We start from the raw sequence: 15,598 nt of genomic DNA, 5'->3' as shown, positions 1-15,598 counted from the left end.
TTTCATCACCCGCACACGCAGCACATCCAAAGCCGCCGGCGATAGACGCCGAGTATCGTCTTCTCTCATTACTCACAGTATACACCAAACCGACTCCCATGTCAAACATTTTATGCTCTGATTAGTAAGTCGCACCTTGAACAAGATATCCGAGGTCAAGCGCCAACTCGACGAGCTGGAGGATAAGCTCAGGGGATTGTGACATCTTGGGGATTCGGGGGTGCGGCAGATGATTATTGACCCGGCCCAGGTCACTTTGGATCTACGATTTTGGATTGCCGAGACCGCTGACGGCCTCCGTCGTTCATCGTTCCTTCGTACACCGTTATTCGTTACCGGAAGGACTGAGCGGGGTGCGGCAAACGATGAACGATGTACGAATCAGCCGAACCAACGAGTTGGAGCGGTAAGCCGAAAGCGGATATTCCAGGTGTGGTGACGCCCCATCTTGCGTAGATTCCTGAGAGTCGTTCTGCTCGGGTACTGGAACCCGGCGCGGTTCGCCGAGGCGGTCCGAGAGGTGCCGACTCCTGCTTGGGGTCTGCTGGCAGTGCTGATCCGCGCCGCGCTGGATTCGATTCTCATCTACTTGCCGCCGGCCTTGCTGGGCTGGCAGCCCTGGCCCGGCCCGACGATAACTTTGCTGCATGCCGAGACCTACTACTGGTTCCTCGTCTGGTTCACACCGGTCTTCATGCTGTTCCTCTGGGTCTATCTTTCCGGACTAACCCACGTGGTGCTGCGCCTCACCCGTCGGCGGACCGATGTGGACTTCGTTCTGAACGTCGGCGGGTTTGTGCAACTGGTCGTCGGGGCGGCACTGGTCGTCTGGGACTGGGGGTACTACGCGTTGGGCATGCGCAGCCCGGTCACGCTCGGCATCACCCACTGGATCCTCGTTCAGTGGGCCACGGTGCTGACGGTGGTCGCGTACCGGAAGTTCCTGGGTCTGCCGGTGTGGTACACGATCGTACTCTACGTTTTCACGGCCGCGGCCAGCTATCCGATAGCCATGCTCGTAATGCGGTCGCCGTTTCACTAGCGGGTGGTTCCGGAGCCATGGCAGACGGCAGCTGCCTCGGGTGCCCGCCCGTGCATTGACATACAACTCCCGGTCGATACCATTTCCGCGATGAATGGCGGACGACACTTCACGGCCAGCGATTGTCGGCTGCGAACCGAGAGGAGACGCACATGAAAACAGCTCGCTTGTTCGTTACGATCCTGATCCTGGCCGCCGGGATGGCGGCGCAGGAGAGCCCCCGGCAGTATGTCTACCGGCCGTTGTCGGTCTCTTTCGTGCCCGGAGTAGCGACCAACAGCGAGCCGTGGAACGTCAGCTCGGACTACTCGTTCAACATCATCGGCGGCCAGCTCGGCAGGCTGCAGGGCATCGAGCTGGGAGGCGTCTACAACTACGAGGAGGATGACGTCCTGGGCTACCAGGCGGCAGGAGTCTTCAATCGCGTGGGCAGGGACTTCACCGGGCTGCAGCAGGCCGGGGTCGTGAACATCGTCGGCCGCGAGTTCGGTGGTGTGCAGACGGCCGGGGCCGTGAACGTGCTCGGCGGCTGCTTTGGCGGGCTGCAGATGGCCGGGGCGGCGAACATAGTTGGCGGATGCTTCACCGGGTTGCAGATGGCGGGGGCAGCTAATATCGTCGACTCCAGCGTATATGGCGCGCAGATGGCCGGTTCGGTCAATGTGACCGGGGGACATCTGTGGGGAGCGCAGTTGTCCGGGGCCGTCAATATCGCCGAGGAGTTCACCGGTGCGCAAATCGGTCTGGTCAACATCTGCGGCACAGGCCGAGGACTTCAGTTCGGGTTGGTGAACATCGCCGAGGAGGTCGACGTGCCGATCGGTCTGGTCAGCATCGTCGAGAACGGGCAGTTCCACGTCAACGCCTGGGCCAGTGAGTACTCATTGCTCAATCTCGGCATCAAGACCGGGTCCAGGAGCATATACAACATCTTCATGGTGGGCTGCCGGCCGGATGGCGACTTGACCCGGCTTATAGCCGGGATGGGCATCGGCGGTCACATTCCGCTTCAAGAGTTCTTTGTGGACATAGATGCCCTCGGCGGCAGCGTCTACGGAGGTCCGGATTGGTTCCGGGAGGGGCAGATCGCACTGCTTTCGAGTCTGCGGATGACCGGCGGCTGGCAGTTGAGCGACAAGCTGGCCTTGACCGCAGGCCCGAGCGTCAACGTCCGCGTGTCAGAATTCGCAGACGAGCAAGACGGAACGCTGCTCGACATGCACGAGGACTGGGACGTGCGCGTCTGGCCCGGGTTCACAATCGGTTTTCAACTGCTCTAGCCTGCGTCGTCGGTCCGAGGGCCGAACCGCGGGAGTCTGGAGACGCCGGCCCGACTCCGGCCGCGCACAGGACAGCCGGCTCCGATCTGTCTGACTTGAGATGATATGTCGAGGCCCGGTGACGGATTCCCCCGCTCTGCTCCCAGTTCTTGTCCGTCGGCCCCTGGCAGCCCGGGCGCTACCGGCGCGACCCGTCCCAATTGGTTCTTTTGACCCGGTCGCTACTGCGTGTTCGAGGGAAACGGAATCGAATCGAATCAGTTGTCTGGAAAGTCCGGGCCACCAGCACTCGCCGTTGCCTGGCGGGGTCAGGGTTCAGCGGCGGGCTGGGAGTCTGAGGGACTAGCTCGCTCGGTACTTGCGGATGATCCGCAGGCCAGCCACGCTCACGAGCAGACCCCCGACGACCAGCAGTATGTCAACGATGTCCCGTTTGTTGGCCAGGACGTTGACAAGCCCGATCACTGCGGCAAGCAGCCCTGCCGCGACGGCAAGGGTTCCCACCGTCTTCGAGCGCTTCGTCGCAGCTTCCGGCGCGGACGTCCTTACCTTGTCACTACCGATCTCTGCCACCGAGCCTCCTTTTTTTCGCGTCCCGACGAGCTGCGGCGCCCGTACGACGCGTTAGCAGACACACTCTCTGCAGAAGAATACCCTCCTGCCGGATGCTGTCAAGTGTTGACCGCGACGCAAGTCAACCCGCAGAACTCTCAATTGGTGTTACAGTGCGGCACGGCGTCCGGCGCAAGCGTGAGTCAGTCGTCGGTCCCGCGCCCGCTGTGATTGAAGAGTCCTCCAGTTTGTTCTATGCTCATCCATGTTAGATCGGAACAGAGCACCGAGGTCGATTGACGGCACGCGTTTCCGAATCCCCCAGGTGCTGGCAGCATTGGCTGTCGCATTGCTATGGGGTTGCGGGCCGGGGCCGAAGGTTGTGCCCCATGAGGGGAGGTACGCGATCTACGCGCTTCACCTCGCGACGCAGGACGTTCGCCTGCTCTACAGCAGGGCAAATGAGATTCAGACTTCAGCCCTGCGGCTCGACGCCTCGGGTGGGACGCTTCTCTTCGCCCAGAAGGTCGACGGTGATAGTAACGAGAACTTCGAGCTCTGCACAGTAGCGACCGACGGTTCGGCGTTCCGGCGGCTGACCGCCAACTCGGTGTGGGACCTGTATCCTGCATGGTCGTCGGACAACACGCGCATCGCGTTCCTCTCGCTGCGCCGGAACGACCTCGACATCTACGTGATGAACGCAGACGGTACCGGCGACACACTGCTCCACGACTCAGGTTCGCACGACGGCGACATCGACTGGGTCGGGAACAGCATCGTCTTCACTTCCGGCTTCAGAATATGGAAGATGAACGACGACGGAACCCAGGCCAGGCAGGTGACGAGTCCGGCCAATGCCGGGCAGTGGGGCAGAGCCAATCTGCCGATCGGCGACTACGACCCGAAGTTGAGTCCGGATGGGACGAAGATCGTCTTCGAACGGCTCGAAGACCCGAGCACGAGCCACGGGCGGTACAATCTCTTCGTCGCCGACTCGAACGGCGCCGGCGAGGTACGGCTGACCAACAGCGGCTACGCCCAGGGACTGCCCACCTGGGCTCACTCCGGCTCGATGCTGGCCTACACGGTCGCGGCAATCGAGGAGCAGGGCGCGTATGACGTCTACCTGATTGACGCGGACGGAACCGACAACCACAACGCGACCCCGGACTACTTCCCGGCTGACCTGCTCTGTCACGCAACGGCCTTCGCCAAAGGGGATTCCGAGCTGTACTTCATCGGGCAGTGGTGGGAGTAGCTCGGCCTCGGTTCCGTCGTTGTGCTGCTCCCCGGCCCTTGCGGTTGAATAGTCCCCTCGCGCGTCTATACTGATTCATGGCCAACTGGAACGGACCACTAGAGCGGATTGACGACACCCGGCTGAGAATCCCGAAGAGCTACAACCCGAAGATGCGGGTGGACGGCGTCATCTACGCGGATACGTCCCTGCTGGACGACATCAAGCATGACCAGGCGCCGGAGCAGGTGGCGAACGTGGCGACACTGCCCGGAATCGTCGGCCAGTCGATGGCGATGCCGGATATTCACTGGGGCTACGGCTTTCCCATCGGCGGGGTTGCCGCGTTCGAGACCGGTGAAGGCGTCGTGTCGCCGGGCGGGGTGGGCTACGATATCAACTGCGGCGTGCGGATGCTGCGGACCGGGCTCGCGCGCGCAGACCTGACTCAGCCTGTACTCGAGAAGCTGGTCCGCGCGATGTACGAGAACGTCCCGTCCGGCGTCGGTTCGAAGGGCAAGATCCGTATCTCCCAGGCCGAGGTCGCATTCGTCTTGACCCGCGGTGCGCGCTGGGCGGTGGAGAAGGGCTTTGGCACCGACCAGGACCTGGAGTTCACCGAGGAACACGGTGCGATGGCCGGGGCAGACCTGGCCGGGGTATCCGAGCGGGCGCTGGAGCGCGGGATGCCCCAACTGGGTACACTGGGCGCGGGCAACCACTTCCTGGAAATCCAGGAAGTCGCCGAAGTGTACGACCTGATAGCGGCGCGCGACCTCGGTGTTGCCGAGGGCCAGATCACGGTGATGATTCACACCGGCTCGCGCGGCCTGGGGTACCAGATATGCGACGACAACGTGAAGACCCTGGGCGCGGTCTCGAAGAAGTACGGCATCGAGCTGGTTGATCGACAGCTCGCCTGTGCGCCGATCGAGTCGCCGGAAGGGAGGCGCTACTTCGGCGCGATGGTCTGCGCGGCCAACTACGCGTGGGCGAACCGGCAGGCGATTGCCCACTGGGTGCGCGAAGCGTTCTCGCAGGTGCTCGGGCTTTCGCCCGGCCGGCTGGGAATGGGGCAGGTCTACGATGTTGCTCACAACATCGCCAAGATCGAGACCCACCCGGTCGGCAAAGCGTGTGTCAAGGTCTGCGTCCACCGGAAGGGTGCGACCCGCGCCTTTGGGCCGGCCAAGCCCGGCTCCGGTACCCAGTGCCACAACCAGACCGGCAGTCACGCCCTGCCCTCGCGCTACCGGCACCTGGGTCAACCGGTGCTGGTTCCCGGCGACATGGGAACGAATTCGTACCTGCTGCTCGGCACCGAGAAGGCCGAGGCGGAGACGTTCGGCTCGGCCTGCCACGGCGCAGGCCGGGTCTGGTCGCGCACCCGCGCGCTCAAGGAAACCGAGCACCGGAACGTGGCCGAGGAACTGCGAGCGCAGGGAATCACCGTGATGGCCGCCAGCCGCGAAGTCCTGCGCGAGGAAGTGCCGGATTCCTACAAGGACGTGGACAAGGTGGTGGACGTTTGTGTGCAGGCAGGCATCTGCCGCAAAGTGGCACGCATGAGGCCGATAGGAGTGGTCAAAGGCTGAGGCCGTGATCCAGCGGTCAAGTGGTCCAGTGGTCAAGTGAGGACGCCGGAATCAGAGTCGAGTTCACTGGGTCACTCGACCACTAGGTCACTCGATCACTTCGCGACTCAGGTCGCGACCGCGCCTGAGGGGCCCGGCGTCTACCTGCTCAAAGACGCTAATGGCCGCGTGCTGTACGTCGGCAAGGCGCGGAGCCTGCGCGAGCGTCTGAGGGCGTACACGCAGCCGCAGGAAAGCCCGCGGCTCAACTCGCTCGTCAGCAAGGTCGCCGATCTCGAGACGGTCATCACCCGCTCCGAGGTTGAGGCGCTGGTCCTCGAAGAGAACTTCATCAAGTTCAAGAAGCCGCGCTACAACGTGCGGCTGCGGGACGACAAGAAGTTCCCCCATCTCAAGATCACGGCCGAGCCTTACCCGCGCATATTCGTCACGCGGAACATCCGCGACGACGGGTCGGTGTTCTTCGGCCCCTACACGTCGGCGCGGGAACTCAGGAAGGCGTTGAAGGCCGTGAAGCGGATATTCCGGATCCGCACCTGCAAGCGGGACCTGCCCGCCGACTCCCGACTCTCGACTCCCGATTACCGACCATGTCTGAACTTCGAGCTGAGCCGTTGCTCGGGTCCGTGTGCCGACAAGGTGACGCAGGAGCAGTATGCGCAGCAGGTCAAGGATGTGATTCGTTTCCTTTCCGGCCGGTCGGACGAGCTCACCGAGCAGGTCGAGCAGCGCATGTGGGCAGCGTCGCAGGCCCAGGACTTCGAAGTGGCGGCGACCCTGCGCGACCAGTTGCTGGCCCTGCGGGAGATCAGGAAGGACCAGCAGGCAGTCCTGCAGGACAAGACCAGCCGCGACATCATCGGGCTGGCACGCGGGGCGCGGGCTGCAGTCGCGGCGCTCTTCCGCGTGCGTGAAGGGAAGATAGTCTCACGTGAGGAGTATTCGCTGACCGCCGGCGAGAACGCGCCCGATTCGGAACTACTGTCGACTGTTGTGCGTTCAGTCCATACCCACACCCACGACATCCCGGAGGAGATCATTCTGCCGGCTGCAATCGAGGATGCGGAGGCGCTCGAGGCGTTGCTTACCGAAAGGCGGGCACGGAAAGCGTCACCCTTACCCCTCCCTCCCCCTCAAGGGGGAGGGAATGGAAGGGAGGGGGGTGCGGAGACGCGGAGTCGTGCAGTCAGGATCGTCGTGCCGGAGCGGGGGGAGAAGGTGCGGCTGATGGAACTCGCGCGGGCAAACGCCGAGAAGGCGCTGGTCGAGCTTCGGCCTGAAGAGCGAGTCCCGGCAGGAAACCGCGAGCTGGCTGAGGTCCTTGGGCTGCCGAATGTGCCGCGGCTGATTGAGGGCGTAGACATATCGAACACGCAGGGGACCAACGCGGTCGGCTCGATTGTCGTATTCCGCGACGACCGCCCGACCAAACAGCAGTACCGGTTGTTCAAGATCCGCACCGTGACCGGCTCCAACGACTTCGCCATGATGGAGGAGGTGCTGGCCCGGCGCGTGCGCGGCCTGCTGGAGAAGAACCGTCCCTTGCCGGACCTTGTACTGGTTGATGGCGGCAAAGGGCAATTGTCGTCGGCGGTGAAAGCCTACGGCCAGTTCGATGCCGAGATACCGATACTCGGGCTGGCCAAGCGGACCGACACGCTCTACTACGACGACGGCCGGGAAATCACGATTCCCGTGACCTCACCCGCGCTGAAGCTGTTGAAGCGCATCCGCGACGAATCGCACCGCTTCGCCATCACCTTCCACCGCAAGCTGCGCGGAAAGAAGATGGTCGAGTCCGAGCTCGACGAGATTACCGGCCTCGGCCCGGTACGGAAGAAGACACTCATCCAGCACTTCGGGTCACTGGACAAAGTCAGGATCGCAAGCGTCGAGGAGATTGCCAAGGTTAAGGGCTTCGGCCCGGCGCTGGCGGAGAAGGTCTTTCGAGCGCTGCGCCGCTAGGGCTGCGCCTACTTCAGGATTCTGACTCGACCCGTGTCACCGTCGACTTGAATGAGCTGTCCGGTTTTAATGAGCTTGGTGGCCGGGCCGACGTTCACGACTGCGGGGATGCCGTATTCGCGGGCCACGATGCTGCCGTGGCTGAGTAGCCCGCCCTGGTCCATCACTATCCCGGCCGCCGGTATGAAGTAGGGAGTCCAGCCCGGGTCGGTGAAGGGCGCGACCAGGATTTCGCCCGGCACTACCTGCTCGGTACCGGCGTGGAGAATGACGCGGGCCGGGCCGGTGACGATGCCCGGGCTGACCGCGAGGCCCTTGAGTTCTGCCGAGGCGTCAACCGTATCCGGCTTGTGCTTGACCGGGTCGTACTTACCGACGATGATGGCCGGTGGGGAAAGAGCCAAGTTCCTTTCGTGTTCCGCCCTGCGTTCGGCAACGCGGGCGCGGACGTCATTCCCGGCAGTTTCGCTTACGACCGGTTCGATTTCGGGGAATCGGAGGAAGAAGATGTCGTCGGCGTCGGCGAACACTCCGCGCGCCGCCAGCCTCCGGCCGAGTTCGACCACAAGTGCCCGCGTGTCCGCGAACACGCGGATGGCCGCGTCCTTCACATTCTCGCGAATGGAGGCCGAGAGCTGCGCCTTGCGCACGACGTAGTCGAAGACCCAGCGCTTGACCGGGTTGCGCAGGCGTGCCATCAGCGCGACCTTCAGGTGTTCGCGCTCCTCGGCGTGGCGGCGCTGGTCGACCTCGGGGTCAGCCTTGTCTCCAGCGCGGGCGAAGCTGCGCACTACGTCCAGCACATAGTCCGGCTGCTCCCGCCAGCGCGGGTTGTACATGTCCATCTCGCCGCGCGCGTGGTGGCCGTGCAGGTGCAGGAAGCGGTCCCAGCGCGCGAGGAAATCGCGCCCCGGCTCAGTGATTTCCAGCCGCGGCCGGAGATCGGTCCAGCTCCCGGCGGGTAGCACGGTTTCGCGCAGTTCGGGAGAGTCTGCCACGAGCCGGCCGAGTCGCCAGAGATCGATGCCGGCCTCGGCGCTCCGAAGTTCGCCGGTCCCGGCCAGCAGGCGGCTGGCGTTGATCCCGGTCGGGTCATTGAACCACCGCTTGCACAGGTCGTACAGCACCGAGGTGAACATCATACCGCCCAGCGCGTAGCCGAGCCCCTCGCCGCCGACACGCATCTGCAGCAGCGTGGCGATGGCCTTGTCCGACAGTTCCTGTTCCGAGAGCCGGGTAAGGTCGGGGCGGGGCTTCTTCTCGTAGGCGTCGAGTGAAGCGGCTATCCACTCGCGGCCGCGGCCCGGGCCATGGCGTGACATCCAGAGCAGGAAACCGGGTAGCTTGAGCAGGGTTTTGAGCGGGCTCACTTTGATGTCGGGCAGGTCGTCGGCACCGAGCTCAAGCTTGGCCCGGTCCTCCGGTTTCAGGTTCTGGCCGCCGAACATCTGCGCCTGGTTCATCCGGCTCGCGAACGGCATCCGGCGCACCATCCCGGTGAAGGTGTTGAGGTTGGTGTAGGCGCGGCCTGCGACCTCGCCGATGAAAGGGTTGTCACCGAACGAGATACCGAGACGTCCGATGACGCTGCCGAGCAGGTCGCCGATGAACTCTCCGACCGTGGACCAGACGAGCGGCGTAAGCACGCCGGGCAGCACCTCGGCCGAGTTGGTGTTGGACCAGACCTGACGGTCCTCCCAGGACTTGGCCTCAGCGCCCACTGTCCGACCGGGCGGCTTGCCGAGCGTGGTGATTGGCCGGGACTGGAGAAGAAAGAGGTTAGGCCCGGCCAACGCCCACTCGATGTCCTGCGGGGAACCGAACAGCTTCTCGGCACGGAGCGCCTGGCGAGCAAGCTTCAGCGCGATCGCGTCGGAGATTGACGGTTTGTCGGCCCGGGCCGCGGGCACCGTTTGCTCGACCGGAGAACCGGTCGGGGAAAAGGCCGTCTCGACGGACTTGGTGGAGACGAAACGTTCGACGACGCGCTCGGTGTCGCGGTCAATCACTAAGCGGTCCGGCGTGACCTTGCCGGAAACCAGCGCCTCGCCAAGTCCCCAGCAGGCTTCAATGACGATGCGGTTGGCGCTGCCCGAGACCGGGTCGGCGGTGAAGATGACGCCGGCCGCATCAGCGGCGACGAGCTGTTGCACCACGACGGCCATGGCCGCCTTCGCGTGCTCAAACCCGTTCTTGTCGCGGTAGTCGAACGCCCGCTCAGTCCAGAGCGAAGCCCAGCACTGCTTGACGAGCCCGATGCAGCCGTCGGCATCAGTCGACCGCAGGTAGGTGTCGTAGAGTCCGGCGAAAGAATGGCCGGGCAGGTCTTCGGCAGTTCCGGAAGAGCGGACAGCGACGAGGGGCGTTCGGAGTCGTCTGAAGGCGGCGCGGATTTCGGCTGCCGTCTCGGTGGCGAGTTCGGAGGCAGTGATGAGTTCCCGGATCGCGGCGAGGCAGTCGCGCTGCGGCCTACCGAGGCGCAGCGCCGAAACGTGCGCGCGATATGCTTCGGCCGTGACGCTGAATCCGTCGGGCACCGGCAGGCGGGCGCGCATCATCGCGGCCAGGTTCAACGCCTTCGCGCCGGCGAGCGCGCCGGCGTCTGCCGACACTCGCCCGAGCGGAATGACGCTCGCCATAGGGTATGCTCTGTCAGTATGGCGAGGCCACATCCGCTGTCAACAAGCACGGACGCAGTTGCCCGGAGCGGTGAACCGTGTAGAATGGTTCGCCCGGTGGTCTTTCTGACAGGTGATTGAGTCTATTGCTGGCGCGGGGCCGCAACTGCGCCAGCTCGAAGAGGAACAACAATGAAGAAGGCCGTATTCGTCGTTTTCTTGCTGGCGGCCGCGTCATTCGCGGCGAATCCCTTCCGTCCCGCGCGCAGCGGCAGATTCGCTCCGCAGGCGGACTTTGATGATTTCCAGGTCGGGTTCTGGGACAGCCCCAGATTCGACCCACTCGGCGAGACCGCCCCGCTCCCGGCCGCTCTCCGGATCGACGAGTATGAAGGCGACGGAACCGGCTACTACCTCGTGCAGTTCGGCGGGCCGGTGTACACGTTACAGGTCCAGCAGCTCGCGCGCGCCGGCGGGGAGTTCCTCGGTTTTCACTCCCGCCATCTGGCATTCGTGAGGATGGACCGCGCAGTTGCGGGAGAAGTCGCGGCACTTCCGTTCGTCCGATGGGTCGGCGTCTATCAGCCGGGCTACAAGTTCTGGTCGCAGACCCTGGCCGAGGCGGGCTTCGGACGGGTTGCGGTCGCGCTGTTCTACACCGAGGACATCGAGGCGGCCAAGGCCGAGCTCGAGGCGATGGGGCTTGCCGTCGTCCGCTCGGGCGTTTCCGAGGCGATGAAGGTCATAGAGGTCGACTGCTCCAGGGAGCAGCTTGCCGCCATCGCGCGGCTGGGCTGGGTATCTTCGATAGAGGAGTGGCACCCGGGCGAGCCGGAGAACGACAAGTGCCAGTGGGTTGTGCAGGACTGGACCGTGAACCAGAGGAATGTCTGGAACAAGGGCATATTCGGCATGGACGAAATCCTCGGCTTCACGGATACGGGCCTGGACGTGGACCACTGGGCTTTCCACGACCCGATTGTCGCGATCACCGACACCGGCGAGTTCCCGACCCACCGCAAGGTAGTCGTGTACAAGCACTACCCGCCGGCGGGCGGCGTCGGTGACCAGAACGGCCACGGCACGCATGTCGGCGGCACCATGGCCGGCAACGACTCGGTCAACGGCGGCTCCAGTGCGTATGATGGCCACTCCAAGCAGGCGCGGATCGTTCACCTCTCGCCGATTCCGCAGCCGCCCGGGGACGACTTCACCGTTCCGCTGAACATGATCACGAACGACCTGCGCAACCCGGAACTCCGGCCTCACACCATCGGCAACTCGTGGTGGACCGGTACCAAAGGGCAATACTCGAATGCCGCCGCTACCTTCGACCGATTCTCCTGGAAGAACAAGGACATCCAGACCATCAAGTCGTGCGGCAACCAGGGGCATTCGGCGCAGTACCAGGTTACCGAGCCCGGCAATGCGAAGTCGATCATCGCTGCCGCGTCGGTCCAGAACGGGACGAACGCCACGGCGCTCTCCGACTTCTCGTCGTCCGGTCCTGCACCCGACGGCCGCGTCAAACCTGACATCGCCGCGCCGGGTGAAGACATAATGTCGGTCGAGGCGGGAACGCAGAACAGCTATGTCTCGATGGGCGGTACCAGTATGGCCAGCCCGGCTACCAATGGTTGCGTGGGTCTCTGCCGTTCCTACCTGCGCAAGGGCTACTACCCGTCGGGTACGGCCACACCGGCCGACACCTGGGGCTACGTTTCCAGCGCCATCCTCAGGGCCATGATACTCGTTTCAGCCGACCCGAACGTGGAAAGCTACGTCGTGCCCAGTGACCATATCGGTTGGGGCCGGATCGACCTCGACTCGGTCCTCTTCTTCGCCAGCGACACGCGCCGCCTGCTCGCCTACGACGACACGACCGGACTCGAGACCGGCGACTACAGCGAGTTCGCGTTCGACGTGTTCGACTCGACGATGTCGCTGCGCGTGGCCGTGGTCTGGACCGACACCGCGGCCGCGTCCGGGGCCAATCCCGCGCTCATCAATAACCTCAACTGCCAGTTGACGGCGCCGAACGCCGATTTTTACAAGGGTGACCTATATGACAGCGGCCGGTCCAGGCTTAACCCGAGCGGGGCGTTTGACAACAAGAACCCGCTCGAGATGTTCCGCGTGAACCAGCCGGACTCGGGCCGGTGGCTGCTGCGGGTCGCGGCGCAGAACGTCGTCACCGCGCGCCAACCCTACGCCGTGGTCATCACCGGGCCGGTGCAGGCCGCCGGACTGCATGACGTCGGAGTCAGAAGCATAATCGCGCCGCCGGACAGCGTTGACTCCGGCACGGTCGTGACTCCCCGGGCCCTGGTCAAGAACTACGGGACATACGATGAGACCCTGTCGGTCCGGATGTACATCGGCCCGGGATACGCTGACACGGTCGAAGTGACGCTTGCTGCCGGAATGACCGATACGGTCGCATTCGAAACCTCGTCGGCCGACTCGGTCGGCACCTTCAGTATCAGCTGCGTCACCGTGCTGGCCACCGACGAACTCGCCGGCAACGACACGCTGTCCGACACGGTCGTAGTCTGGCCGGGCGGCGGCATCCAGGAGCAGGGCAAGCTGCCCACCGTGTTCGCGCTCGACCGGGCCCGGCCCACGCCGTTCAGGGACAGGACTGCCATCCGGTTCAGCATCCCGCGCACGACGCAGACGAACCTTACCATCTACTCCGTCTCCGGCGCCTTGGTGAAGACTGTCTGCAACTCCTCCCTCCTCCCTGCTCACTACTCCCTCGTCTGGGATGGCCGCGACGAGAGGGGCGCAACCGTGTCGCGCGGCGTCTATTACTGTCGCATGGCCGCGGGCGAGTTCCGGGCAATCAACAAGCTCGTCAAGCTCGACTGAGTGTCATGACTCCGAGATTGACTGCCACGAAAACACGAAATCGGAGGAAGAGGACTTGGTGTGTCCTGGGTCCGTCTGTTTCGTGTTCTTCGTGCTTTCGTGGCTCAGTGGAGGTCCGGGGGCAGTGATGAAGCACGAGAAGCCGAATACCGCCGCAATCAACGTCACCAAAGGCGTGGCGCTCGCTTCGGAGTTGGAGATCGCCAAGTCATTCGCGGCACGCAGCCAGGGCCTGCTCGGAAGGAGCGGGCTGAAGCCCGACACCGGTCTGCTCATTGACCCGTGCTCATCCATCCATATGTGGTGCATGCGTTTCGCGATTGATGTCGTCTTCCTCGACAAGAAGAACCGGGTCGTCGGCCTGAAGCGGAACGTGAAGCCGTGGGGCATGGCCTGGTCCTGGCGCGGGACCAAGACCATTGAGCTGCCGGTCGGCGTCATCGCGTCAACGAGGACGCAACTCGGCGACATCATCGCCTTCCAGACCACTGCCCCGAAGCCCGAGTAGCCGAACAGACACAACCCGGTTCGGACAATTCAGAAGTCAGAGTCCAGAGACCAGAATCCAGAATTGACCAAGCATCAACCACCTTTGCGGTGGTTGTTGACAGCGACGGGGCGGGAGTATAATCATACGTCCGTAGACAGCGTCACAGTCCGGGTTTAGCCAAAGGAGGCACTGTGGACGACCGCCGCGTCAGTGTTCTACACAACCGTAACGTCCTTTGCCGCAACCGGGCCGCATGCCCCTTGGCCGTGCTGTTGGTCGTCTGCTGCTGCCTGTCGGCGGCCAATGCGCAGTGGCTTGAGACCAATCTGCCGACCGGAGCCAGTCCTTCCGGTCTGGTCTACAATTCGATTGGGAACAGGGTCTATTGCGCCAATCAGACCGGCGACAACGTTACGGTCATCGCCGGGGATACCAACGCCGTCGTCGGTACGATTCCGGTCGTCAACTACCCGGTCGGCACGGACCCGCGAGGCATCGTCTACAATCCGACAAACAACAGGATCTACTGTGCCCATCCTGGGAATGATACAGTCACGGTGATTGCGGGGGACACCAACGTTGTCCTGAAGACCATCCGGGTCGGAGACAACCCGGTTGGTCTGACTTGCGATTCGACCGGCAAGGTCTATTGCGCCAATCAGAACAGCAACAACGTCACGGTGATTGACGGAACTGCCGATACGGTCATCAAGACCATCGCGGTCGGGAGTACCCCGCTCGGACCGGTTTGGAGTCCGACCGGCAACAAAGTCTACTGCGCGAACAGCGGAAGCGGTAACGTCACGGTGATTGATGCGGCCGCGGACACGGTCATCAAGACAATCGCGGTAGGAGCCACGCCTTGGGCGCTGGTGTGCAATCCGGCCGGCAACAAGGTCTACTGCGCCAACTTTGCCTCCGGAAGCGTCACGGTGATCGATGGCGCTTCCGACACTTTGATGACAACCATCACGGTGGGAGGCGGGCCCATGGCCGTGGCGTACAACTCGACCAACAACAAGGTGTACTGCGCGAACTACAACAACGACAACGTTACGGTGATTGACGCGGCGGCGGATACGGTCCTCAAGACGGTCGCGGTCGGACGCCGGCCTCGCGTCCTGGTCTACGACTCGGTCTACAACAAGGTCTACTGCGCGAACGGCGGTGGCAGTAGCGTCACGGTGATTGACGGAGGCATTGACTTGGTCGTCGCGACGATTAGCGTCGGCGGCTTTCCCTGTGCCTTAGCCCGGAATCCGGTGCAGCACCGCATCTACGTCGCGAATCAACAGAGCTCTACCGTCTCCGTCATACGGGATTCGTCCGTGACCGGCGCTGAGGATGGCTTCAAGCCGCAAGCCCCCAGTTCCAGGCTGGAGGCGACCATCGTCCGGGGGGTGCTGCTCCTGCAGGAAGCCACAAGCCGCAAGCCACAAGCCGCAAGCTTGCTGGATGCGACAGGCCGGAAGGTGATGGACCTGAGGCCGGGCGCAAACGATGTGCGGGCGCTGGCGCCGGGGGTGTACTTTGTGCAGGAACAGCCACAAGCCACAAGTCTCAGGCCACAAGCCATCCGCAAGGTCGTCGTGACAAGGTAGGCTGCCGAGAGGTCGGAATACAGCAGACAGAATGCAGGAAGGGGCGGGCGAGAGCCCGCCCCTTGAATCCAAGTCGGTACTCAAGGGAGCTTTACCTCCGTGCGCGTCGTCCGGGACTGCGGTTCTTTACGGCGGCAACCACCACGCCTGCCGCTACTCTGAGCCCGCGTAGACCCGATCCCCTTTCGGGTGTGAACCTGAATGCCTCCTTCGACCGGTTCAAGTGGCACCCGCACATGTCCGCATTATACTGCTCTGTGTAATGTGGGTGATAGGTCCGAATGAAGGGTAAGACGCAGAACCACATGCAGTTGGGGCTGATGTACGGGTGGTGACGGGGGTCA

Annotated in this window: 10 protein-coding genes; 8 read left to right on the top strand and 2 right to left on the bottom strand. The window is 63.5% G+C overall.

Annotated features, from left to right (window positions below; genetic code table 11):
* Positions 1 to 448 precede the first annotated feature (448 nt).
* The gene (locus FJY68_04675; GenBank protein MBM3331133.1) at positions 449 to 1,042 is read left to right on the top strand and encodes a hypothetical protein; all 594 of its coding nucleotides are present in this window, start codon (positions 449 to 451) and stop codon (positions 1,040 to 1,042) included.
* Between the two features lie 152 nt (positions 1,043 to 1,194).
* Positions 1,195 to 2,322, top strand: a complete 1,128-nt coding sequence (locus FJY68_04670; GenBank protein ID MBM3331132.1) for a hypothetical protein — start codon at positions 1,195 to 1,197, stop codon at positions 2,320 to 2,322.
* Between the two features lie 342 nt (positions 2,323 to 2,664).
* Here the strand turns inward: FJY68_04670 and FJY68_04665 are convergent, their stop codons facing one another.
* Complete coding sequence (locus tag FJY68_04665; protein ID MBM3331131.1) at positions 2,665 to 2,895, bottom strand: hypothetical protein; 231 nt, start codon at positions 2,893 to 2,895, stop codon at positions 2,665 to 2,667.
* A 244-nt stretch (positions 2,896 to 3,139) separates the two neighbouring features.
* On the opposite strand from FJY68_04665, the gene FJY68_04660 reads away from it, so the two are divergent.
* The 3 genes from FJY68_04660 to FJY68_04650 all read left to right on the top strand — a co-directional run bounded on the left by FJY68_04660 (position 3,140) and on the right by FJY68_04650 (position 7,674).
* Entirely contained in the window at positions 3,140 to 4,135 is a 996-nt protein-coding gene (locus tag FJY68_04660) for a hypothetical protein (GenBank protein MBM3331130.1), read from the top strand.
* 77 nt (positions 4,136 to 4,212) lie between these two features.
* Positions 4,213 to 5,709: an RtcB family protein gene (locus FJY68_04655; protein MBM3331129.1), complete on the top strand. Its 1,497-nt coding sequence runs from the start codon at positions 4,213 to 4,215 to the stop codon at positions 5,707 to 5,709.
* Between the two features lie 36 nt (positions 5,710 to 5,745).
* A complete protein-coding gene (locus FJY68_04650; GenBank protein MBM3331128.1) occupies positions 5,746 to 7,674 on the top strand; it encodes an excinuclease ABC subunit C in 1,929 nt (642 codons plus the stop codon).
* Positions 7,675 to 7,682: 8 nt separating this feature from the next.
* Here the strand turns inward: FJY68_04650 and FJY68_04645 are convergent, their stop codons facing one another.
* Positions 7,683 to 10,346 carry a hypothetical protein gene (locus FJY68_04645; GenBank protein ID MBM3331127.1) on the bottom strand — a complete coding sequence of 888 codons (2,664 nt, stop codon included), beginning with the start codon at positions 10,344 to 10,346 and terminating at the stop codon, positions 7,683 to 7,685.
* A 138-nt stretch (positions 10,347 to 10,484) separates the two neighbouring features.
* Between FJY68_04645 and FJY68_04640 the strand changes: the two genes are divergently transcribed.
* The 3 genes from FJY68_04640 to FJY68_04630 all read left to right on the top strand — a co-directional run bounded on the left by FJY68_04640 (position 10,485) and on the right by FJY68_04630 (position 15,254).
* On the top strand, positions 10,485 to 13,163 hold the full coding sequence (locus tag FJY68_04640; protein ID MBM3331126.1) for a hypothetical protein: 2,679 nt from the start codon (positions 10,485 to 10,487) through the stop codon (positions 13,161 to 13,163).
* A 127-nt stretch (positions 13,164 to 13,290) separates the two neighbouring features.
* Complete coding sequence (locus FJY68_04635; protein MBM3331125.1) at positions 13,291 to 13,671, top strand: DUF192 domain-containing protein; 381 nt, start codon at positions 13,291 to 13,293, stop codon at positions 13,669 to 13,671.
* A 173-nt stretch (positions 13,672 to 13,844) separates the two neighbouring features.
* Positions 13,845 to 15,254 (top strand): YncE family protein, encoded by a 1,410-nt coding sequence (locus FJY68_04630; GenBank protein MBM3331124.1) that lies wholly within the window; start codon positions 13,845 to 13,847, stop codon positions 15,252 to 15,254.
* Positions 15,255 to 15,598: the final 344 nt, after the last annotated feature.

The organism is candidate division WOR-3 bacterium (genome assembly GCA_016867815.1).
Lineage (GTDB): Bacteria > Hydrothermota > Tepidihabitantia > Tepidihabitantales > Tepidihabitantaceae > UBA2258.
This window is presented reverse-complemented; position numbering and strand designations above follow the sequence as displayed.